The 22,195-nt window shown below is 75.9% G+C and carries 13 protein-coding genes (1 of these 13 running past the window's edge); 7 read left to right on the top strand and 6 right to left on the bottom strand.

All coding sequences use genetic code 11. The features are described from left to right. Positions 1-188 precede the first annotated feature (188 nt). The 6 genes from ACLBX8_RS18230 to ACLBX8_RS18205 all read right to left on the bottom strand — a co-directional run bounded on the left by ACLBX8_RS18230 (position 189) and on the right by ACLBX8_RS18205 (position 7,685). The gene (locus tag ACLBX8_RS18230; protein WP_447701121.1) at positions 189-1,178 is read right to left on the bottom strand and encodes a helix-turn-helix domain-containing protein; all 990 of its coding nucleotides are present in this window, start codon (positions 1,176-1,178) and stop codon (positions 189-191) included. 437 nt (positions 1,179-1,615) lie between these two features. Further along, positions 1,616-2,464 carry an ATP-binding cassette domain-containing protein gene (locus tag ACLBX8_RS18225; protein WP_170855236.1) on the bottom strand — a complete coding sequence of 283 codons (849 nt, stop codon included), beginning with the start codon at positions 2,462-2,464 and terminating at the stop codon, positions 1,616-1,618. After that, positions 2,461-3,258 (bottom strand): siderophore-iron reductase FhuF, encoded by a 798-nt coding sequence (gene fhuF / locus ACLBX8_RS18220; protein ID WP_100253744.1) that lies wholly within the window; start codon positions 3,256-3,258, stop codon positions 2,461-2,463. Before fhuF ends, ACLBX8_RS18225 begins: the two co-directional genes overlap by 4 nt. Further along, the gene (gene fhuB / locus ACLBX8_RS18215) at positions 3,255-5,267 is read right to left on the bottom strand and encodes a Fe(3+)-hydroxamate ABC transporter permease FhuB (protein WP_447701120.1); all 2,013 of its coding nucleotides are present in this window, start codon (positions 5,265-5,267) and stop codon (positions 3,255-3,257) included. Before fhuB ends, fhuF begins: the two co-directional genes overlap by 4 nt. Continuing rightward, positions 5,264-6,208, bottom strand: coding sequence for an ABC transporter substrate-binding protein (locus tag ACLBX8_RS18210; protein ID WP_447701119.1), 945 nt, complete (start codon positions 6,206-6,208; stop codon positions 5,264-5,266). Before ACLBX8_RS18210 ends, fhuB begins: the two co-directional genes overlap by 4 nt. A gap of 103 nt (positions 6,209-6,311) precedes the next feature. Further along, on the bottom strand, positions 6,312-7,685 hold the full coding sequence (locus ACLBX8_RS18205) for a lysine N(6)-hydroxylase/L-ornithine N(5)-oxygenase family protein (RefSeq protein ID WP_447701118.1): 1,374 nt from the start codon (positions 7,683-7,685) through the stop codon (positions 6,312-6,314). A 442-nt stretch (positions 7,686-8,127) separates the two neighbouring features. On the opposite strand from ACLBX8_RS18205, the gene ACLBX8_RS18200 reads away from it, so the two are divergent. The 7 genes from ACLBX8_RS18200 to ACLBX8_RS18170 all read left to right on the top strand — a co-directional run. After that, a complete protein-coding gene (locus ACLBX8_RS18200) occupies positions 8,128-8,361 on the top strand; it encodes an MbtH family protein (protein WP_020094344.1) in 234 nt (77 codons plus the stop codon). Positions 8,362-8,363: 2 nt separating this feature from the next. Continuing rightward, positions 8,364-9,080, top strand: coding sequence for a thioesterase II family protein (locus tag ACLBX8_RS18195; protein ID WP_447701117.1), 717 nt, complete (start codon positions 8,364-8,366; stop codon positions 9,078-9,080). A 62-nt stretch (positions 9,081-9,142) separates the two neighbouring features. Beyond that, a complete protein-coding gene (locus tag ACLBX8_RS18190; RefSeq protein WP_056529523.1) occupies positions 9,143-10,126 on the top strand; it encodes a TauD/TfdA family dioxygenase in 984 nt (327 codons plus the stop codon). Next, positions 10,126-11,823: a cyclic peptide export ABC transporter gene (locus ACLBX8_RS18185; RefSeq protein WP_447715596.1), complete on the top strand. Its 1,698-nt coding sequence runs from the start codon at positions 10,126-10,128 to the stop codon at positions 11,821-11,823. Before ACLBX8_RS18190 ends, ACLBX8_RS18185 begins: the two co-directional genes overlap by 1 nt. Beyond that, positions 11,820-16,304 (top strand): condensation domain-containing protein, encoded by a 4,485-nt coding sequence (locus tag ACLBX8_RS18180; protein WP_447715595.1) that lies wholly within the window; start codon positions 11,820-11,822, stop codon positions 16,302-16,304. Before ACLBX8_RS18185 ends, ACLBX8_RS18180 begins: the two co-directional genes overlap by 4 nt. Next, positions 16,301-19,474, top strand: coding sequence for an amino acid adenylation domain-containing protein (locus ACLBX8_RS18175; protein WP_447715594.1), 3,174 nt, complete (start codon positions 16,301-16,303; stop codon positions 19,472-19,474). Before ACLBX8_RS18180 ends, ACLBX8_RS18175 begins: the two co-directional genes overlap by 4 nt. Next, a protein-coding gene (locus ACLBX8_RS18170; protein ID WP_447715593.1) for an amino acid adenylation domain-containing protein crosses the window boundary here: on the top strand, positions 19,471-22,195 show its 5' portion. 3,875 nt of this gene lie beyond the right edge of the window; only the first 2,725 of its 6,600 coding nucleotides appear in the window; it begins with the start codon at positions 19,471-19,473; its stop codon lies off the right edge, out of view. The genes ACLBX8_RS18175 and ACLBX8_RS18170 overlap by 4 nt, the downstream gene beginning before the upstream one ends.

The following is a 22,195-nucleotide window of genomic DNA, read 5'->3' as shown; positions in this document are numbered from 1 at the left end:
CTCGCGGATACCATCAGGGCCAGCGGTCAACATGAACGACTGCATCGAAAGGCCGGACACAAGACTGCACCCGACCAACGCGTCAGAAGCTCAATTCGCCACTTGCAATGCGGGAGCCATCCACACAGGACAGGCGGAAGACCATCCCGAACTGCCGTTCCGGGAGCGACCCGAACCGGTCACTCAGGTCACGAGAATGACGGCCGGGACGCGGACGCGCCCGGTTGCTTGTCTCGGCTGTGCGCCTGCCGGTAGTCACGCGGGCTCATGCCGTAGCGATCCTTGAAGCGGCGCGCGAAATGCGCCTGGCTGCTGAAACCGCAGCCGTAAGCCAGCATGCCGATCGACAGGTGGGCGCAGGCCGGATCGCCCAGGCGCTTGGCTGCCGCCTCCAGGCGGCGTCCCCAGATGTAGTCGGAGATGTGCCGGCCGCGCTCGTGGAACAGTTCCTGGAGCCGACGCAGCGACACGCCCATCGCGGCGGCGAGTTGCGGCGGATCCAGGTTCGGGTCGCTCAGGTTCGCCTCGACATAGGCCTTGGCGCGCTGGACCGTGACGTTGCCGTGGACGGAACGGGGTACCTCCTGCGCCATCCGTTCGGCGAGGCTCGCTATGATCAGGTCCGTTCCGATCGCCGCCATGCGCACGGCCGCGTCGGGCGTGAGCTGATCGCCCATGCGCACCAGCTCCTGGAGGAAGGTGTTTGCCAGGGTCGTGGAGGCGAGGTCCGCGCCAACTGTGAGTGCACAGTACAGCCGGGACGGACCCAGCATGGCCTCGAAGCGCTCGCGCGGCAGATCGATGACGAGGGAGATGCCCGTGTCGGCCTCGCAGACGGCCGGGCGTGCGTCGATAACGACGAAGTCGCCCGTCCGGAATACAGCCTCCCGATCGCCTTGCTGGATGGCGTCCTGGCCGGAGAGCTTCAAGGACGCGTAGAGGCGGTCGGGCTGCCCATAGCGCCGAATCGCGTCGGGGGTCGCTTCAGTCCGCATGGCGGTGTGTGCCATCTTGGAGATCGGCACAGGCCCGATGCTGGTGACGTCCAGCCTGCCCTGAAACGGAACCCCGTGAAGGGGTTGCTGGTCGATCGGGATCAATCGCTCGCAGATCGTCTCGCGCCAGCGCCGGAACGCGTCCTTGGGGTGAATTCCCTCTGTCGAGAAGAAGGGTTGCATGCGTAGCCTCGGCACGCAGCGCGCCGTCCCGAAGCGCGACTGCGGATCCGGAGAGTTATTGTATATAATCTATCATCTCAAGGCCGCGGTGCCGGGTGCTTCGCGGCGGTTCTGTCCGCGTCTCAACCAATGCCGTCGGTAAGCGCACCGGCAGGAAACCGCCCCGAGCCGCCACTCCGATCGCGCCCAAGCCTGACACAGGACCACCCCGCGGGGGCCGGTCACCGTCTCGGAATCCCTCCGTCCCCGCCAGCGTTGTTGGAGCCGCCGCAACGGCCGCGCTCTTCCCGACGCCTCGATCGTCCAGACGACACGAGGTCACCGCCGGGCGGCGACGAGGTCCGCGGCGCGCCGCCACCCGAGTGTCCGGCCGATTCGCGCTCGGACCCTGGGTCCGAGCGTGCCGGATCGCGAGCAGCTGGTCGTCGCGCGCCGGCCTACGATCCGCGCAGGTAGCTCAGCGGCCGACCGGTATCCGGATGCGGCATGACGCCCATCGGGATGTCGTACACGGCGCGCAGCGTGTCGGGGTTCATCAGCGTGCCGGGCGGGCCGTCCGCGATGAGGCGTCCCGAGTGCAGCGCCAGGATGCGGTCGCAGACGCGCGCCGCCATGTTCACGTCGTGCAGGACCACCACGACGCCGAGCCCGTCACGATGGGCCAGATCGCGCACGAGGGCGAGGATCTCGACGGCGTGGGCAACGTCGAGGGCCGAGATCGGCTCGTCGAGCAGCAGGCAGGCGGGCTCCTGCGCGATCATCATCGCGAGCCAGACGCGCTGCCGCTCACCGCCCGAGAGCGTGTCGACGAAGCGGTCCGCGAAGGCGGCGACGCCGGTGGCGGCGAGCGCCCGCCGGACCGCCTCACGATCCCGGTCGGCGACGCGGCCGAGGGCGCCGTGCCAGGGATAGCGCCCCAGCGCCACGAGCTCGCGCACGGTCATGCCCGGGACCGGCGGGAGCGCCTGCGGCAGATAGGCGACCTCGCGCGCGAAGGCGCGGTCCTCCCAGGCACTGAGGGCGCGATCCGCGAACGCGATCCGGCCGGCGGTCGGCGCCTGCTGGCGGCCCAGCAGCTTGATCAGGGTCGACTTGCCGGACCCGTTATGGCCGATCAGGCCCACCACCTGCCGCGGCTGGATCACGAGGTCGAGGGGATGCAGCAGGGTGCGTTCGGGGAGACCGAAGCTCGCGCCCTGCAGGGTGAAGAGCGGGGGGGCGCCCGCGGCTTCCGCCGTCGGCGCGCCCCGCGGCCGCGCGACGACCGGCGCATCGGGACCGTTCATGCGGGCCTCCTCGGGCCGTCCGTTCCCGCCGGACCCGCTTCGGGGCGTGCCGGCAGGGGGCAGGCGCCGCAGAGGCTCTGGTCGGGGATGAGGTAGCGCAGGCAGCAGACCTTCCGCACCCGACGCGGCGGCGCGCCCGCCGGCGCGTCCCCCGCCTCCGGGACGTAGCGGATCGGCGCGAACAGCGGGTTGGGCGCGCCGGACCGGCGGCGGCTCGTCAGGACGCTCGCGGCGGCCGCGTGCCCGGTCCGGCCCGCCTGCGGGAGCCCCTCGGTGCGGCGCACCACGAACTCGAAGATGTTGCCGGCATTGCTCCACAGCACGCGCGGCGCCACGCCCGAGACCGCCGCCAGGGCACCGACCAGGGGCGCCAGGTGCGCGTCGATCAGCGCGCCGAAGCGATCCGCCGGCGCCCTCTCCTGGGTCTGCCCGCCGGGCCCGTCGCTCCCCGCGGCGGGGTCGCGCAGCTTGAGCGCCCGCGTCAGCCCGCCGTCGTCCGGGACGATCTCGACGGCGTCGAGGGCCACGGGCAGGACGAGGTCGAGCACGATGTTGGCGGCGAGCGCGGGCACCACCAGCATCGAGAAGTGCTGCTTCGCCCAGATCGACGCGACGGCGCGGGGCTCCGGCGCCGCGAAGGTGCGGGCGAACCGGTCGAGCTGGTCGGTCAGGACGCGCGGATCGAGCAGGTCGGCGCCCCTCACGGAGGGGCGCGGATCCTCCGCGGACACGATCCGATCCCGGTAGCCCTCGAGGGGGCCGACGAACAGGGCGTTCAGCGGGGAGAGAATCATCGGCGCAGCATCAGCCAGACGAAATAGGCGCCCCCGAGAACCGTCGCGACGAGGCCGGCGGGCAACTGCCACGGGAAGGCCGCGACGCGCCCGAGCCAGTCGGCCAGCACCATGATCAGGCCGCCGGCGAGCGTCGCCGCCACCAGCTGCTCGGCGGCCCGGCTGAAGCCCAGGCTGCGGGCGAGGTGCGGCCCCATCAGCCCGACGAAGCTCAGCGGGCCGACGAGCAGGGTCGCGGCGCCGGTCAGGATCGCGGCGACCGACAGGACCGTCAGGCGCGCCCGCGCGACCTGGAGCCCGACGGCCCGGCTCGTCTCCGCCCCGAGCGGCAGGATCGTGAGCCAGCGCGCGAGCAGCGGCGTGCCCGCGAGCACCAGGGCCGCGCCGAGGCAGGCGAGCCCGGCCTCGGTCCCGGTGGCATTGTAGGTCGAGCCCGAGAGCCACGTCAGCAGGGCGGCGGTCCGCGGGTCGGCCGTGGCGAGCAGGAGCGCGATCACCGAGCCGATCAGGCTGGTGAGGGCCGCGCCGACGAGCAGGATCCGCGCGGAGGCGTAGCGCGCCCGGCGGCCCAGGGCCAGGACCGCCAGCAGCGTCGCGAGCGCGCCCGCCGCGGAGGCGGCCAGCATCGCGGCCGGGCCGAGGCCGGGGACGAGGAACAGGACGAGCACCACCACAAGGGCCGCGCCCGCGGAGACGCCGAACAGCTCGGGGCTCGCGAGGGGGTTCCCGGTCAGCCGCTGCAGCAGCCCGCCCGCGTAGGCGAGCATGGCCCCGGCCCCCAGGGCGGCCAGCGCGCGCGGCGCCCGCCAGGCCAGGAGGGCGCCCGGATCGGGACTCCACAGCCAGCCCTGGGCATCCCGCCCCAGGGTGAGCGACAGGCCGACGGCCGCGAGCGCCAGGATCGCGAGCGCCCCGATGGCGGGCCACGGCCGGGCGAGCCGGACCGGGATAGGCCCCGGCGCCGGCGGCGCCTCGCGCGCCGTGCGCAGGCCCAGGATGAGGCCGACCAGCAGGGGCGCGCCGACGAGGGCGGTGACGGCGCCGGTCGGGACACCGCTGCGGCCGATGAGCCGCTGCACGAGCTGATCGGTCAGGACGAGCAGCACCGCCCCGGCGACCGGCCCCCAGAGCAGGCGGTCGCGGAGCCGGCGGGCGCCGCCGTAGCGGGCGATGGCCGGCCCCGCCAGGCCGACGAAGCCGATCACCCCGAGATACCCGGTCACGCTGGCGCCGACCGCGACGCCGAGGGCGAGGGCGGCGAGCCGCGTGCCGGCGGTGGAGACGCCGAGGCCCCGCGCCCCGGCATCGCCGAGCTCGATCAGGGTCAGCGGGCGCGCCAGCAGGCCGGCCGCGAGGGCCGCGAGGGCGAGGCGCGGGACGAGGCCGCGGACGCCGTCCCAGTTGTTCTGGTTCAGCGCGCCGGCCTGCCACGCGTAGAGGTCGGAGAGCGCGTCGAAATGCGCGAGCACCAGCATCCGGTTGGCGGCCTCGGCGGACAGCCCGACCACCAGTCCGGCGAGGATGACGGTGGACGGCGCGTAGCCGCTGCGCCCGCTCAGCAGCAGCACGAGGCCCGTGCACAGGGCCGCCCCGGCGCCGGCGACGGGCTCGTAGCCGTAGATCAGGAGGGCCGGCCACCACAGGGTCGCGAGGGCCAGGGCGAGCTTCGCGCCCGCGAACACGCCGAGGGTGCCGGGCTCGGCCAGCGGGTTGTCGAGCACCTGCTGGAACAGCACGCCGGCGAGGCCGAGGCCGCCGCCCGCCAGGACCGCCATGGCGAGGCGCGGCAGCAGGCTGTCGCGCAGGACGAGCTGCGGCATGTCGCCGTCGGTCGGGTGGAGCAGGGCGGCCCACCACTGCCCGGGCGGCAGGACGGCCGCCAGGTTGGCGTGCAGCAGCGCGGCGCTCACCGCCAGCGCGAGGGCGAGGAGCCCCGCCCCGCGCCAGAGCGGCGAGGCCCCGGACCCGTCGGCTCGCGCCCGCCGCGCTCCGGCCCCGGCCGCGCTCACGCCGGGGCCTTCCCGAGCGCCGCGGCGACCTGACGGGCGAAGCGCGCGGCCGACGGCAGGCCGCCGTTCGGATGGACCACCGGCATGCGGATCACGCGGCCGGCGCGCACGGCGGGCAGCGCCCGCCAGAGCGGGCTGTCGTCGAGGCGCCCGAGGGCGCGCGCGGTCTCGGCGCCGCGGTCGAAGTGGATCAGCGTCGCGTCGGGCACCTCCGCGAGGTCCTCGACCGCGGCGAGCACCGTGCCCGCGCCGCTCTGCCGGCCGGTCCAGGCATTGGTCAGGCCGAGGCGCTGGGCGACCGCGCCGACGGTGCTGCGCGTGCCGAAGACGGCCAGCTGCCGCCCGTCGTCGCGGAAGCGGCAGATGTAGACCGGGCGCCCGGTCCGGCCCGCGAGCGCGGCCCGGGCCTCGGCGAGCGCCCCGTCGGTCCCGGCGACCAGCGCCCGCGCCGCCGCGGCGCGGTCGACGCGGTCCCCCAGGTCGCGGGTCAGCGCGTCGAGGTGGTCGATCGGCTCCCGCGCGCCCGCGACGATGGGCAGCGCCACGACCGGGGCGATCCGGGTCAGCGCGACCTGGATCTGCGCCTGCCACGGCGCGGCGAGGATGAGATCGGGGGCGATCAGGCTGAGGAACTCGAGGTTCGGCTCCTGCAGCGGGCCGAGGTCGAGGACCGAGTCCGGCAGGGGCGGCTGCGCGATGAGCTTCTCGTAGAGCGGCCGGTTGGCGATCGCCACCGGCACGAGGCCGATGGCGAGGAGCGTCTCGGCGAACAACCCGTCGAGGGCGACCACGCGGGCGGCGGGCGAGCCGCCCGTCTCCGCCCGCCGCGGGTCGTCGGACGCGCCCGCGGGAGACGCGGCGAAGCCGCCCGGGACGAGACCGAGGGCGCCCGCGGCGAGGCCGGCGAGGAGGGCGCGACGATCGCCGCGCGGGCGGCTCATCCCCATGCGCCGACCCGTGCGCCGACTCGGGCGAGCGGGCGGCGGATCCGCCCGCGGCACGCCTCCGCGCGCCGCGCCCGGCCGGTCCGCGGGACGGCGAGCCTCATGGATGCGCTCCCTGCCGCTCCCAGGCGCGGATCCCGCCGGCGGCGGGCGCGCGCGCCGGGGCGACCGCGCCCCCGTGTCCGTCCTGATCGAGCAGGCTGTCGACGATCTCCTGCGCGCGGACCGGCAGGACCGAGAGCAGGGTGTCGCTCAGACCGTGCGAGGTCTCCGAGTAGCCCTGGACGTAGATGCGCGGGACGAAGCCGGGGCGGGTCGGGACGCGGTAGTCGCGCGCCAGGTCCGGCCCGTCGCGGTAGGGCGCGAGCGGTTCGAGGATCGCCGGGTTCGGGTCGCGCGCGTACCCGGTCGCCAGGACGATGCCGTCGTAGCTGCGCTCCGCCTCGACCTCGGCGTAGCGGTCGACGGTCCGCAGCCTGATCCCGCCCGCGTCGCCGACGGCCGAGAGGATCTCGCTGCGCGGCCGGAGGTGCAGGCGCTGCGGCCCGGAGACCTTCTCCCGGTAGACGATCACGTGGAGCGCCTTGAGCAGGTCGGCGTCGATCACCGCGTAGTTCGTGTTGCGGTAGCTGCGCACGATCGCCGCCCGCCGCTCGCTCGGCTGCGCGTACACGAAGTCGGTGCGGTCGGGGTGGAAGATCTCGTTGACGAACGGCGTCGCGTCCGACGGTCGGAGGGCGTGGCCGCGGAAGACGAGATCGACCTGCAGGTGCGGGAAGCGGGCGTGGAGATCGTGGCCGATCTCGGCGGCGCTCTGACCGCCGCCGATCACCGCCACGCGGGCGCCCGGGCGCGACAGGTCGAGCGGGCTGCCCGGGCCGCGCCGGTCGACATGGTCGAGGTAGCGGCTCGAATGGCAGAGCCGGGGATCGCGCGCCAGGGCGGCGAAGGCGGCGGGCACGTGCGGGGCGCCGCCCACCGCGAGGGCGAGGTCGCGCGTCTGGCGGCGGATCTCGCGGCCCGCGGCGTCGCGGGTGACGACCCACAGGGTCTCGACCGTCCCGTCCGGTCCCGGCCCGGGCTCCACCGCGACCGCGGTCTCGCCGTAGTCGCACCGGTCGGCGAAATGGTCCGCCACCCAGCGGAGATAGTCGTTGAACTCGATCCGGCTGGGATGAAACGTCCCGAGATCGATGAAATCGTGCAGTCGACCCTGGCTGTGCAGGTAGTTCACGAAGGTCAGCGGGCTCGTCGGGTTGCGGAGCGTGACGAGGTCCTTGAGGAACGAGATCTGCATGTCGCTGCCCGGCAGCAGCATGCCGCCGTGCCATCGGAAGTGCGGCTGCCGCTCCAGGAAGCGGTACCGGAGGCCGCGCGCCGCCGGGGTCTCGGCCAGGGCGATCGCCAGGGCGAGGTTCGAGGGCCCGAAGCCGACCCCGATGACGTCGCAGAGCGGTGCGGCGCGAGCGGTCATCCGATCGTCTCCTCGTCCGCACGACGGGGTGCGCGGCGAGGTGCGCGGCGATCCTCGCCGCCGCGGCGCACGGGGGTGGCGCCTCCCTTGGGGGAGCCGCGCGTTTCCCCGGCGGGACCGCTCGCAGGCGACCGGAAGCTGGTTCGCGCACACGCCACTGACCGCGTCCCCCCGCCAAGCCCCGGACCACAGAACACCCGCCGGCCGCACCCGCCGGCCGCACCCGCCGGCCGCACTGCGTAGCGCGAACCGCCACAGTGATTCAAGGTCTCCGGAAAACACTTCGGACGATCGAGCAGTAATGAATTAAATTAGAACATTTCAAATATGTAAAAGGGCCCTTGAGTCCGGCGATCTTTCGGCCATGTTATGCGCCGACAAGCGAAGTTCATTGATTCATTGGCGAGGCTGCTCGCAGCTTTCACCTGAACGGGATGCATCGATGGCGTTCGATCGCGAAGATACGCTGTTCTACGTGGTGGTGAATCACGAGGAGCAATACTCGATCTGGCCGAGCTACCGCGACATCCCTGACGGGTGGCGCGCCGTGGGCGATCCGCGCGCGAAGGCCGATTGCCTGGCCTACATCGACGAGGTCTGGACCGACATGCGGCCCCTGAGCCTGCGCCGACACATGGAGGCGCAGGAGCGGGACGCGGGCGGCGCGCGGGCGTGACCGTGCCGGGACGAGTCCGGCTGTTCTGCCTGCCCTACGCGGGGGCGAGCGCCGCGGTGTTCGCGCAGTGGCGCCGCGGCCTGCCCGACGCGGTCGACGTCAGGCCCGTCGAGCTGCCGGGGCGCGGCTCCCGGATCGGCGAGGCGCCCTGCACCGACCCGCGGGCGCTGACGCGGCGCCTCGCGGACGAGGTCGCCGGTTCCGTCACGGGCTCCTACGCGCTGTTCGGGCACAGCCTGGGCGCGCTGCTCGCCTTCGAGCTGGCGCACGAACTCCGCGACCGCGGGTTCGCGGCGCCGCGCGCGCTGTTCGCCTCCGGATGCGCCGGACCGGCGGTGTGCGACGGGGCGTATTTCCGCCGCCCGCGCAGCGACGCGGACCTGCGCGACGCGCTGTCCGCCTACGGCGCGACGCCGCCGGAGGCGCTGGCCGATCCCGCCCTGATGGCCCTGGTGCTGCCGGTGCTCCGGGCCGATTTCCGGCTGCGCGGCGCCTACACCTACGTGGCGCGCCCGGCGCTGGACTGCCCGATCCAGGCGCTCGGCGGGACGCGGGACGACGTCGCCCGCGCCGACCTCGAGGCCTGGGGCCGCGAGACGCGCGGCCCCTTCGACCTCGCGCTGTTCGAGGGCGACCACTTCTTCATCCACGCGCGGCGGGGCCCGGTGCTCGACCTCGTCGGCCGGCGGATCGGCGCGCGGGCCGAGGCCGCGGCCTGAGGCGGCCGCGCCCGCCCATCGGCGGCGCGCGGGCCGGCGGCGCGAACGAACGGGATGTCACCATGGAGGACGCCGTGATGGAACTCGTGACCAAGCCCCTGCGGGACGAGGGTCCTCTGCCGCTCCTGGTCACGCCGCCGGAGGGCGCCGCGGGCGCGGCGCTCGCGGACGCGCTGCCGGCGATCCGGGCCGCGGCCGAGGCGCACCTCCACGCCGCGGGCGGCCTGCTGCTCCGCGGCTTCAGCCTCGACGGGCCCGACGCGTTCCGCAGCTTCGCGGCGGGCTTCGGCCACGACCTCCTGAGCTACGAGTTCGGCTCGACGCCGCGCAGCCCCGTGACCCAGGGGGTCTACACCTCGACCGAGTACCCGCCCCACCAGCACATCCCGCTGCACAACGAGCAGGCCTACGCCCGCGACTGGCCGATGAAGATCTGGTTCTACTGCCAGCAGGCGGCGCCCGAGGGGGGCGAGACGCCGCTGGCCGACAGCCGCGCCATCTACCGCGCCGTGCCCGAGCCGATCCGCGCGCGCTTCGCCGAGCGGGGCCTGATGTACGTGCGCAACTACGGCAACGGGCTCGACGTGGCCTGGGAGCAGGTGTTCGGCACGCAGGACCGGGGGGCGGTCGAGGCGTACTGCGCCGGCCACGGGATCACCTGCGAGTGGAAGCCGGACGGCGACCTCCGCACCCGGCAGGTCTGCCAGGGCACCGCCCGCCACCCCGAGACCGGCGAGCCGGTGTGGTTCAACCAGGCCCACCTGTTCCACGTCTCGAACCTCGAGCCGGAGGTGCGCGCGACCCTCCTCGACCTCGTCGACGAGCCGGACCTGCCGCGCAACGTCTACTACGGCGACGGCAGCCCGATCCCCGACGCGGATCTCGACGCGATCCGCGCCGTGCTCGCCGCGCACACCGTCGTCTTCCCCTGGCAGTCCGGCGACGTGGTGATGCTGGACAACATGCTGACCGCCCACGCGCGGACACCCTTCAAGGGCCCGCGCAAGGTCGTGGTGGCGATGGCGCAAGCCGGCCGCGCGCAGTGATGGCGGCGGCGTTCGCCTTCGCGGAGCCCGGGTCCGCGCCAGGGACCGCGCTGTGGCGCGCCCTCGCGCGGGGCGCCCGCGCCCGGCTCGTGCTGGCCGGCGCGGCGAGCCTCGTCGGCGGGATCGCCACGACGGGCCTGATCGTGCTCATCAACGGGGCGCTCCACGCGTCCGAGCCCGCCCGGGCCGACCGGATCGCCGCCTTCGCGGCGACCGCCCTCCTCGCCTGCGCGGCGCTCGTCGTCTCGCGCGCGCTCTTCGCCGATCTCGGGCAGCGCGGGCTCGCCGATCTCCGGTCCGCGATCGCCGCCCGCGTCCAGGCCGCCGCGTTCGCGGATCTCGAGGCTGTGGGGAGCGCCCGGGTGCAGGCGCTGGTGACCGAGGACGCCAACCAGGTCGCCAACTTCCTCACGGCGCTGCCCGTGCTCGTCACCAACTGCGCGGTGGTCGCGGCGACCCTCGCCTTTCTCGGCTACCTGTCGTTCCCCCTGTTCCTGGCCTCGGCCCTCACGATCGCCCTGGGGGCCGCGGGCTACTCCGCCTGCTACGGCCGCGTCACGCGGCACCTCGCCCGGGCCGGGGCGGAGCAGGATCGCCTCGTCGGACATTTCCAGGCGCTGCACGGCGGCGCCAAGGAGCTGCGCCTCAACCGGGAGAAGGGGCGCCACTTCCTCGACGCGGTCCTGGCGACCGCGATCGCCCGCGTCGCCGACCACCGCCGGCGCGGCCTCGCCCTCCTCGCGCTGGCGGCGGGCTGGGGCCGCATCCTGTTCCTGGCCCTGATCGGGCTCGCGCTGTTCGTCCCCGGGACCAGCGCGCAGAGCCCGGCGGTGACGACCGGGTACGTCATCGCCCTGCTCTACCTGATGGGGCCGCTCGAGGCGGTGCTGAACACGATGCCGCTCGTCAACCTCGCCCGCGTCGGCGCGCGGCGGATCGAGGCGGCCTTCGCCGAGCTGCCGCCCGAGCCGGTCGGCGATCCGGGGACAGGCCCGGCCGCGCCCCGGCGCGACGCCACCGTGACCCTGCGGGGCGTGACCCATCACCGGGCCGATCCGCAGACCGGCGACCGCTTCGACCTCGGCCCGGTCGACCTGACGCTGCGCCCCGGGGAGATCACCTTCCTGGTCGGCGGCAACGGCTCCGGCAAGACCAGCCTCGCCCGGGTGATCGCCGGCCTGCATCCGCCGACCGGCGGGACGCTGTGCCTGGACGGTCGCCCGGTGGCGGGCGCGGCCCTCGCCGGCTACCGCGCGCACGTCGCGGCCGTCTTCTCCGATTTCCACCTGTTCGAGACGCTGCTCGGCCGGCCGGACGCCGCGCGCGAGGCGCAGGCGCGCGCGTGGCTGACGCGCCTCGGCCTCGACGGCCGCGTCAGCCTCCGGGACGGGGTCTTCTCGACCCGCGATCTCTCGACGGGCCAGCGCAAGCGGCTCGCCCTCCTGGTCGCCTGCCTGGAGGACCGGCCCGTCATGATCTTCGACGAGTGGGCCGCCGACCAGGATCCCGACTCCCGGGCGGCCTTCTACGAGACGCTCCTCCCGGAGCTGGCCGCCGAGGGCCGGACGATCCTCGTCGTCACCCACGACGACCGCTGGTTCGACCGGGCCGACCAGGTCGTGAAGCTCGAGCGCGGCCTCGTGGTGGAGCACCGCGCCGCCCCGCCGCGCGGCCGCCAGGCGGGAGCCGGCGCGTGAGCCTGCACGAGAGCCTGCACGTGAGCCGCGCACACCGCGCGCCGTCGCCGCACCGGCCCGCGCCGGACGACAGCCTCGTGGCGATCCTGCGGGCGCGGGCGGCCGCCACGCCCGACCGGCTGACCCTGCGCTTCCTCACGGACGGGCGCGCGGTCGGGGCGTCCCTCGACTACGCGGAGCTCGACCGGCGGGTCCGCGCCCTCGCGGCGCGCCTCCAGCGCGACGCCGAGCCCGGCGCGCGGGCGCTCATCGCCCTGCCGAGCGGGCCGGACTACGTCGTGGCGTTCTTCGCCTGCCTCTACGCGGGCCTCGTCGCCGTGCCCTCCTTCCCGCCGGAGACGCGGGATCCGCACCACGCGGCCCGCCTCGCCCTGATGATCGCCGACATGGCACCGCGCCACGTCCTGACCGATCGGGCGAACCGCGAGACCGTGGCGGCGACCTGCACGGGCAGCTCCGTAAGCGCGATCGTCTGTGTCGACGCGGTCGGCAGCGCCGGGGCGGAGGCGTGGCGGCCGGTCCCGTGCCCGCCCGACACCCTCGCCTTCCTGCAGTACACCTCGGGCTCGACCGCGAATCCCAAGGGCGTCGAGGTCACGCACGGCAACATCGTCGCCAACGCCCGCTGGCTCGCCGAGGCGATCGCGCCCGGCCCGGACGACGTCTTCGTCTCCTGGCTGCCCCTCTACCACGACATGGGCCTGATCGCGGGGCTGATCGAGCCGATCTTCGCCGGCGCGCCGCTCGTGCTGATGAGCCCGCAGGCCTTCCTCGCCCGGCCCGCCTCGTGGCTCGAGGCGATCGGCGCGCATGGCGGCACGATCAGCGGCGGCCCGGACTTCGCCTACCGGCTGGCCTGCGAGCGCGTCGGCGCCGCCGCGCTGGCGGGGCTCGACCTCGCCGGGTGGCGCGTCGCCTACAGCGGTGCCGAGCCGATCCGGCCCCGGACCCTCACCCGCTTCGCCGAGCGCTTCGCCCCGGCGGGCTTCGCGCCGACGGCGCTCAGCCCCGCCTACGGCCTCGCCGAGGCGACCCTCCTCGTCGCGGCCAAGCCCCGGGGCACGCCGTGGCGCCGGCTGAGCGTCGCGCCGGCGGCGCTGGCGGCCGGCCGCGCCGTCGCGGACGAGGCCGGCACCGCCCTCGCGAGCAGCGGCCGGCCGGTCCGGCCCGAGCACCTGCGGATCGTCGACCCGCGCTCCGGTCTTCCCTGCCCCGACGGCACGGTCGGCGAGATCTGGCTCAGCGGCCCCTGCGTCGCGCGCGGCTACTGGAACAACCCGGAGGCGACCCGCGCGACCTTCGTGCCCCGCGACGGCGCGACCTGGCTGCGGACCGGGGACCTCGGCTTCCTGGACGGCGGCGAGCTCTTCGTCACCGGGCGTGCCAAGGACCTCATCATCCTGCGCGGCCACAACGTCTATCCGCAGGACGTGGAGGCGGCGGTCGAGGCGCGCGTGCCAGCCCTCCGCCCGGGGCGGGTCGCGGCCTTCGCGGTCGAGGGCCCGGCGGGCGAGGCGATCGGGATCGCCGCCGAGATCGGCCGGAGCGCCGCCGCCCGCGCGCCGGAGATCGCCGCCGCGGTCGACGCCGCGCTGGCGGAGGTGCTGGCCGAGCCGGCGGAACTCGTGGCCCTGCTGGCGCCGGGCACCCTGCCCAAGACCACGAGCGGGAAGCTCCGGCGCGGCGCGTGCCGGGACGGCCTCGCGGCCGGCGACCTCACCCCCCTCCACCTCTACCGGCGCCCGCAGGGTGCCCCGTCGCCGGATGAGCCGCCCCGGAGCGCGACGGAGCGCGCCCTCGCGGCGATCTGGTGCGATCTCCTCGGCCTCGACGAGGTCTCGCGCGGGCGCGGCTTCCTGGAACTCGGCGGCCACTCGCTCCTGGCGATGCGCGCCGTCGACCGCGTCCGCGCCGCCTTCGGGGTCGCCCTGCCGCTGCGCGACCTGTTCGCGGCCCCGACCCTCGCTGACCTCGCGGCGCGGATCGACGCGCTGCCCCGCGACGCGGTGCCGGCGCCCGCGCTCCTGCCGCGCGCGGGCCCGCCCCTGCTGTCGCTCGGCCAGCAGCGGCTCTGGCTGGCCGAGCGGCTCGGCGACCCGGCCGGGCGCGGCGCCTACGTCATGGTCGGACATATCCGGTTCGGAGGCCCGCTGGAGCCCGACCGACTCGCCGCGGCCCTGCGCCGGGTCGTCGCCCGGCACGACGTGCTGCGGACCGGCTATCCCACCGGCGAGGACGGCCTTCCGGAGCCCCGGATCGCCGAGGCGGTCGCCCTCGACGTGCCCGTCGACGACCTCACCGGCCTCGATCCGGGCGCCCGCGAGATCCGGGTCGCCGCGTGCGAGGCCGCGGAGGCGGCCGCGCCGTTCGACCTCGCCGTGCCGCCGCTCCTGCGCGCCCGGCTCCTGCGCCTGGCCGCCGACGATCACCGCCTCGTCCTGGCCCTCCACCACCTCGTCGGCGACGGCTGGTCGGTCGGCGTGCTGCTCTCCGAACTCGGGGCCGCCTATCGCGGCGCGGAGGCGCCGCCCCTCCCCGTCCAGTACGCGGATTTCGCGCGCTGGCACCGGGCGGCCGTGGACCGCGCGGCGGCGGCCGAGACCGCGTTCTGGCGCGGGCACCTCGCGGAGGTGCCCGTCCTGCTGCCCCTGCCGACCGACCGGCCGCGGCCGGCGGTCCCGTCGCAGGCCGGCGGCTCCGTCCGCTTCGAACTGCCGGGGCCGCTGGTCGCCCGCCTGGCGGAGCTGGGCCGGGCGCGCGGCGCCTCGCCGTTCGTCGTGCTGCTCGCGGGCTTCCAGGCCCTGCTCCATCGGCTTAGCGGGGCCGAACGCTTCGTGGTCGGCACCGACGTCGCGGGGCGGCCGCACCCCGATCTGGCCGGGCTGATCGGCTTCTTCGTCAACGTGCTGCCGATCCGGGCGCGCCTCGACGGCGCCCCGTCCTTCGCCGCGCTGATCGAGCGCGTCCGCGAGGACGTCCTCGCCGCCTTCGAGCACGCCACCCTGCCCTTCGACCGGATCGTCGACGCCCTCGACATCCCGCGCGCCCGCGCCCGGCCACCCCTCGTCCAGGCCCTGTTCGTGATGCAGAACGCGCCGCCCGGCGATTTCGGTGTCCCGGGGCTCGCGGCCGAGGCCCGGGCGGCCAGCGCGCACGGCTCGAAATTCGAGATGGCGCTCTTCCTCGACCCGCCCGCGCCGGGGGGCGGGATCGCGGCCGAGTGGGTCTTCGCCACGGCCCTGTTCACCCCCGAACGCGTCGCGCGCCTCGCGGAGGCCTACGCGACCCTGCTCGCCGCCGCAGCCGCCGCGCCCGCGGCCCCGCTCCCGACCCTGCTGCCCGGCCTGCCCGACCTTCTGCCCGCGCTCCCGCCCTCACGAGACCCGGAGGACCCCGTCATGTCGAACACCGCCCCGTCGCTCCCGCGCACCGGCCGCCTGGAAGCGAAGCTCGACAAGCTCAAGGGACTGGGCGCCGGCTCGCCCGCCGCCGCGGCGGGCGAGCCGGCCCGCCTCTCGACCCTGGCGCCCGGGCGCGACTTCCCCCTCGTGATCGAGCCGCTGTCGGCCGACGTCGACGCGGTGGCCTGGGCGACCGCCCAGCGCGACTGGGTCGAGGGCAAGCTGCGCCGCCACGCCGGCCTGCTGCTGCGCGGCTTCGGCATCGCGACCCCGCAGGAATTCGAGGCCTTCGCCGAGGCGCTCCAGCCCGGCCTCTACGGCGGCTACGGCGACCTGCCCAAGAACGAGGGCGGGAAGAACACCTACCGCTCGACGCCCTACCCCGAGCGGGAGATGATCCTCTACCACAACGAGAGCAGCCACCTGCATGCCTGGCCGCGCAAGCAGTGGTTCTTCTGCCAGCAGCCGTCGCCGGTGGGCGGCGCGACGCCCATCGTCGACTGCCGCGCGCTGTACCGGCAGCTGCCGCCGGCGCTCGCCGACCGCTTCGAGCGCCTGGGGCTGATCTACGTCCGCACCTTCACGGAGCGCTTCGACGTCGACTGGCGCCGGTTCTTCCACACCGAGGATCGCGCGGCCGTGGAGGCCCGCTGCCGGGCCGAGAGCGTCGACTTCGCCTGGCTCGACGCGGACACGCTCCAGACCCGCACGCGCTGCCCGGCGGTGATCACCCACCCGCTGACCGGCGAGAAGTCGTTCTTCAACCAGGTGCAGCTGCACCACCCGCGCTGCCTCGACCCCGAGGTGCGCGCCGACCTCCTCGGCCTCGTGGGGCCGGAGCGGATGCCGCGCGACGTGCTCTACGGCGACGGCACGCCGATCGAGGACGCGGTGATGGACGAGGTCGGCCGCCTCTACGAGGCGATCGCCGTGCGCTTCGACTGGCGCCCCGGCGACGTCGTGATGCTCGACAACATGCTCGCCGCCCATGCCCGCGACCCCTACGAGGGGCCGCGCCGGATCGTCGTCGCCATGGGCGACATGGTCGAGCGCGGCGCGGTCACGGGAGCGGCGGCATGACCGGCGCGGCGATGACCGGCGCGGCGATGACCGGGGCGGCGATGACCGGGGCGCCGGCCTCCCTCGCGGTGGCGCCGACCCGGGCGCTGACCCCCGAGCAGCGCGCCTACCTCGACGAGACCGGCACCGCGCCGAATCTCGTCGCCGAGATCGACCTGCCCGGGCCGGTCGAGGCGGACCGCCTCCGCCGCGGCCTCGCCGCGGTCGCCGCCCGCCACGACGTCCTGCGCACCGCCTTCGTGCGCGAACCGGGCTTCCGCGGCCTGCGGCAGGCCGAGGCCGGCGCGCCCGCTATCCCGCTCGATACCGGCGCGCCGCAGGGAGACGTCGGGACCGTCGGCCTCGCGCCGGAGCGCGGCCAGACCCTCGCGGCCGTCCTCCTGCCGGGCGCGACGCCGCGGCTGCGCCTCGTCGCCAGCGCCCTCGCGGTCGATGCCGGCAGCCTCGACCGCGTCCTGTCAGAGGTCGCGGCCGCCTGCGCGGACGACGCGGCACCCGGCGCCGATCCCGAGGCCGCGACCTACGCCCAGTACGCGGAGTGGCGCGAGGCGGTCGCCGCCGACGACGCGGACGGCGAGGGCCAAGCCTACTGGCGGGACCAGATCGGCGCGGGCGCGGCGCCCCTCCGGCTGCCCTATCGCCAAGGGTCGGCCGCCGACGCGGTGGAGGAGCCGGCCGCCGCGATCCGGCTGAGTCGGGCCGTCGACGCCGCCGTCACGGACGCCTTCGCGCGGGCGCTGGCCCGGCCGGACCTCGCCGCGGCCGGCGCCGAGGCCGTGCTCCAGGCCGCGTGGTGGCTGCTCGTGGCGCGCCTCGCCGAGCGGACGGAGATCCTCGGCGGCTGGGCGCACGATTGCCGGCGCGACTACGCGGTCTTCGCCGGCACGGTCGGCGTCTTCACCAAGACCCTGCCCCTGCGCCTCGTCCTCCCGCCGGAGACCAGCGTCTCGGAGGCCGCGGCCGGTCTCGCCGCGCGGCTCGACGAGCACCGCGCCTTCCAGGAACTCTGCCCCCTCGACGCGGCCGGCGACGACCGCCGCCCCGCGGTCGGCTTCGCGCTCGCGGCTCAGGGGGCCGCGCAGGACCGGCTCCTGCCCGGACCCGCCGGGTTCGAGCTCTGCCTGGAGCCGGCGCTCGACGCGGAGGGGCGCCTCGCCGCGCTGACCTTGCACGCCGACCCGCGCCGCTACGCGGTGGAGGCCCTGGACCCCCTGCTCGATCAGGTCGAGACGCTGCTCGCCCGCCTGCCCGCGAAGGCCGCGACGCCCTTCGCGACCTATCCGCTCGTCGGCGCGCGCGAGGAGGTGCGCCTGCGCGCCTTCGGCCGCCCGGCCGCCCGCGCCCTGCCGGCGGAGACCCTTCCGGTCCTCGTCGCCCGCCACGCGGCGACGGCGCCGGACGCCCCCGCCCTCGTCGGCGCCGGCCGCACCTTGTCGTACGCCGCGCTGGAGGACCGCGTCGCGCGCCTCGGCGCCTGGTTCGCCGCGCGCGGCGTCGGTCCCGAGCGCGTCGTCGCCCTGGACCTGCCGCGCTCCGTCGACCTCGTGGTGGCGATCCTCGCGGTCTGGCGCGCGGGGGGCGCCTACCTGCCCCTCGACCCGGCCTGGCCGCAGGCCCGCCGCGACCGCCTGATCGCGCTCGCCCGGCCCGCGCTGACCGTGGCGCTCTCGGCCGACCCCGCGGCCGGCCGGCACGCCCTCGGGGCGATCTTCGACGGCCTCGGTGAGGCCCGGCACCCCGCCGAGGCCCGGGACCCCTCCGACATGGCCTGCCTGCTCTTCACCTCCGGCTCGTCCGGGACGCCGAAGGGCGTGGTGATCGAGCACGCCCAGATCCGCGCCTACGCGGAGGCCGTCATCGACGCCCTCGACCTGTCCGGCCACGGGCGCTTCGCGCTGACCTCCACGGTGGCGGCCGACCTCGGCAACACCATGCTGTTCGCGGCGCTGCGCCTCGGCGCCTGCCTCGTGGTCGCCGACGAGGCCGAGATGGCCGACGGCCCGGCCTTCGCGCGCTTCCTGCGCGGCAACGCCGTCGCCTGCGCGAAACTGGTCCCGTCCCACCTCGCCGCCCTCCTCGACGGCGTCGAGGACCCCGCGCTGCCCGCCCTGCTGGTGCTCGGCGGCGAGCCGACGCCGGCCGCCCTGGTCCGGCGGATCCGGGCGGCGGCGCCGACGACGCGGATCGCCAACCATTACGGTCCCACCGAGGCCTGTGTCGGCGTGCTGGTGCATCCGGACGCGGCCACCGCGCCGCCGGACGAGAGCCTGCCGCTGAGCCGCGTGCTCGCCGGCAGCGAGGCCTACATCCTCGACGCGGCGGGCGCGCTCGCGCCGACCGGCGCGGTCGGCGTGCTCCACCTCGGGGGCGCCCAGATCTGCCGCGGCTACCTCCCGGGCACGGAGGCCGGCGGCGCGGGCGCGTTCTCGCCCAACCCGTTCGGAGCGGGGCGGCTCTACCGCACCGGCGACCGGGCCCGCCTGCTGCCCGGCGGCCGCCTCGTGCTCGCCGGGCGGGTCGACGACCAGATCAAGCTGCGCGGCCACCGCGTCGAGCCGGGCGAGGTCGAGGCCGCGCTGGCGGGCCTCGCCGGCGTGAGCCAGGCGGCGGTGCGCCCGTTCACGGGGCCGGACGGCGCGACCGGACTCGCGGCCTACGTGGTCGCCGATCCCGAGCGGACACCCGCCGCGCTCCTCGCGGCGCTGGCCGAAACCCTGCCCGCCGCGTGGCTGCCCGCCCCGATCCTGCGCCTCGACAGCCTGCCGCGACTGGCCAACGGCAAGATCGACCGCGCCGCCTTGCCCACTCCGGACGCCCATCCGGACGGGGGCACGGGCGTCCCGCCGCGCACGGCGCTCGAGACCGTGCTCACCGACGCCATGGCGGAGCTGCTGGGCCTCCCGGCGGAGCGCCTCGGGGCCGCGGGCGACTTCTTCGCGGCCGGCGGCAACTCGCTCCTCGTCATCAAGCTGACGGCGCGCATCCGCAAGCTGCTCAAGGTCGAGATCTCCCCGAGCCTGGTCTTCGACCACAGCACGCCCGCGACCCTCGCGGCGGCGCTCGGCGCCTACGCCCCGCCGGACGCGATCGAGGAGACGGCGAGCCTGCGCCTGGAACTCGCCGGCCTGAGCGAGACCGAGCGCGCCGGCCTCGCCGGGGTGGGCCCGTGACCGGGGTCGCGGCGCGCGACGCGGCGCGGCGCGCGGCCCTCGCCCGCCTGCTCCGGGAGGACGCCGAGGCGGCCGACGGCATCCCGCGGCACGCCGGGGGCCCGGCGCCCCTGTCGTTCCCGCAGGCGCGGCTCTGGTTCCACCAGCGCTACGACCCGGAGAGCCCGGCCTACCACTCGGCCCGGGCCTTCCGGCTCACCGGCCCCCTCGACGTGCCGGCGCTCGAGGGCGCGTTCCGGAGCCTGATCGCCTGTCACGACGTCCTGCGCACGGCGCTGGCGGATACCGCCGACGGCCCGCGCCAGATCCTGCACCCGCACGTGCCGTTCGAACTCGAGCGCGTCCCGGCCCTCGACGGTGACCCGGGCGCGGCGCTGCGCGCCTTGAGCCGCCACCCCTTCGATCTCACCCGCGCGCCGCCGCTGCGCGCGGTCCTGTCGGAGGCGGATCCGGCGGGCGGGCGCGTCCTCCTCGTGGTGATGCACCACATCGCGGTGGACGCGTGGTCGACGGCGCGGCTCTTCCGGGATCTCGCGCAGGCCTACCGCGCGGCCCTCGCCGATCCCGCGCGGATCGGGCAGCCGCTGCCCGCCCCGCGCCTGCGCTTCGTGGATTTCGCCGCGTGGCAGCGCGCCCGGTTCGACGGCGCGGCCGGGTCCGCGGCGATCGCGCGCGGGCGCCGCTACCTCGGCGACGCCGTCCCGGCCCTGGACCTGCCCCTCGACTATCCCCGCCAGCCCCTGGCGAACCGCCCGGGCGGGCGGGTCGACTTCATCCTGCCCGCCGACCTCGCCGGCGCGGTGGCCGCGTTCTGCCAGTCGCAGGCGTGCCCGCCCTTCGTGGCGCTGCTGGCGGCGTGGCAGGTGCTGCTCGCCCGCCTGAGCGGCCAGACGGACTTCGCCGTCGGCGTGCCGAACGCCGCCCGCACCCGCCCCGAGCTGCAGGACCTCGTCGGCTTCCTCGTCAACACGCAGGTCTACCGCGTCCGCCTCGATCCGCGCGGGAGCTTCCGCGATCTCTGCGCGCGGCTGCGCGGCGAGGCGATGGCGTTCCTGGCCGAGGACGACGTCCCCTTCGAGCGCCTCGTGGCGGAGACCGGGATCGCGCGCGACGCCGCGACCACGCCGGTCTTCCAGGCGGCGTTCAACTTCCGCCCCAGCCGGGATGCCGCCCCCCTCGACCTCGCGGGGGTCGCGGCGGCGCGGATCGACGTCGACGTGGCGAGCGCCAAGTTCGACGTCGCCCTCGACGTCGCCGCCGACGGGACCGGCATCGATTGCCAGCTCGAGTACGATGCCGGCCTGATCGCGGACGCCACCGCCCGGCGCTGGCGCGACGGGTTCCTCGCCCTGCTGCGCGCCCTCGTCGCTGCGCCGGACCGGCCCCTCCACGCGGCGAGCGCGCTCACGGCCTCCGACCGGGCGGTGATCGGCTCGGCGAACGCGACCGCCCGGGCCTACCCGGACGGCGCCGGCGACGTCCTCGCCGCCTTCGCAGACCACCGCGCGCACGACCCCGACGCGATCGCGGTGACCGACGCGCGGACCAGCCTGACCCGCGCCGGCCTCGACGCCCGCGCCACCGCCATCGCCCGACGCCTTGCCCGCGCCGGCGCCCGACCCGAGCGCGTCGTCGGCCTCCTCCTCGAGCGCGCCTGCGACCTGCCCGCCGCCTGGCTCGCCGTCCTCAGGACCGGCGCCGCCATCCTCCCCCTCAACCCCGAGCTGCCCCCAGCCCGCCTCGCCGCCCTCGCCGCCGAGGCCGACCTCCTGCTCACCCAGCCCGAACTCGCCGACCAGCACCTCGCGCTCGCCGACGCCGCAGGGCGAGCGCCCCTCGTCCTGGACGCCGATCCGGATGCCGACGCGGGCGCGGACGCGAACCAGAACGAAGACGCCGCCCGGCCCTTCGTACCCTTCTCGCCCCGCGCGCCCCACCCGGACGCGCTCGCCTACGTCCTGCACACCTCCGGCTCGACCGGCACCCCCAAGGCCTGCGCCAACACCCACGCCGCCCTCGCCAACCGCCTCGCCTGGATGGCCGACCACCTGCGCGTCTCCCCCCGCGACACCGTCCTGCACAAGACCCCCGTCTCCTTCGACGTCGCCGTCTGGGAGATCCTCCTGCCCCTCGTCACCGGCGCACGCCTCGTCCTGGCGCCACCCGGTGCCCACCGCGACCCCGACGCCATCGCCCGCCTCATCGGCCGGCACGCCATCACCCTCCTGCACTTCGTGCCCGCCCAGCTCTCGGCCGCCCTCGCCGCCGGCGCCCTCGACGACACCGCCAGCCTCACCCGACTGGTCGCCAGCGGCGAGGCCCTGCCGCCCGACCTCGCCCGCGCCGTCGCCGCCCGCACCGGCGCGCGGGTGCACAACCTCTACGGACCCGCCGAGGCCGCCATCGACGTCACCGCCTGCGATGTCGCAGCCTGGGACAGCGCCTGCGATGGCGCCTGCGACGGCGCAAGCGACAGCGCCTGCGCAGATGGGCCCGCCCCCGGGCCGCGCGTGCCGATCGGCGCGCCCATCGCCAACCTGCGCCTGCACGTCCTCGACGACGCGCTCCACCCGGTGCCGGTCGGCGTCGTCGGCGAGCTCTACATCGGCGGCCTCGGCCTCGCCCGGGGCTACCGCGGCCAGCCCGGCCTGACCGCCGCGCGGTTCGTGCCCGACCCGGAGGCCGGGCGCGGCGGCGCGCCGGCCGGGGCGCGGCTGTACC

This window comes from Methylobacterium sp. D48H (assembly GCF_053345715.1).
The sequence above is the reverse complement of the archived record's forward strand: the minus strand, read 5'-3'. Positions and strand labels throughout refer to the sequence as shown.

Bases quoted from the DNA above. Each gene is read 5' to 3' on its own strand.
- ACLBX8_RS18175 (WP_447715594.1), top strand. From the start codon at position 16,301: ATGACCGGCGCGGCGATGACCGGCGCGGCGATGACCGGGGCGGCGATG.
- ACLBX8_RS18190 (WP_056529523.1), top strand. From the start codon at position 9,143: ATGGAGGACGCCGTGATGGAACTCGTGACCAAGCCCCTGCGGGACGAG.
- ACLBX8_RS18185 (WP_447715596.1), top strand. From the start codon at position 10,126: ATGGCGGCGGCGTTCGCCTTCGCGGAGCCCGGGTCCGCGCCAGGGACC.
- fhuF (WP_100253744.1), bottom strand. From the start codon at position 3,258: ATGATTCTCTCCCCGCTGAACGCCCTGTTCGTCGGCCCCCTCGAGGGC.
- ACLBX8_RS18200 (WP_020094344.1), top strand. From the start codon at position 8,128: ATGGCGTTCGATCGCGAAGATACGCTGTTCTACGTGGTGGTGAATCAC.
- ACLBX8_RS18230 (WP_447701121.1), bottom strand. From the start codon at position 1,178: ATGCAACCCTTCTTCTCGACAGAGGGAATTCACCCCAAGGACGCGTTC.
- ACLBX8_RS18210 (WP_447701119.1), bottom strand. From the start codon at position 6,208: ATGAGCCGCCCGCGCGGCGATCGTCGCGCCCTCCTCGCCGGCCTCGCC.
- ACLBX8_RS18225 (WP_170855236.1), bottom strand. From the start codon at position 2,464: ATGAACGGTCCCGATGCGCCGGTCGTCGCGCGGCCGCGGGGCGCGCCG.
- ACLBX8_RS18205 (WP_447701118.1), bottom strand. From the start codon at position 7,685: ATGACCGCTCGCGCCGCACCGCTCTGCGACGTCATCGGGGTCGGCTTC.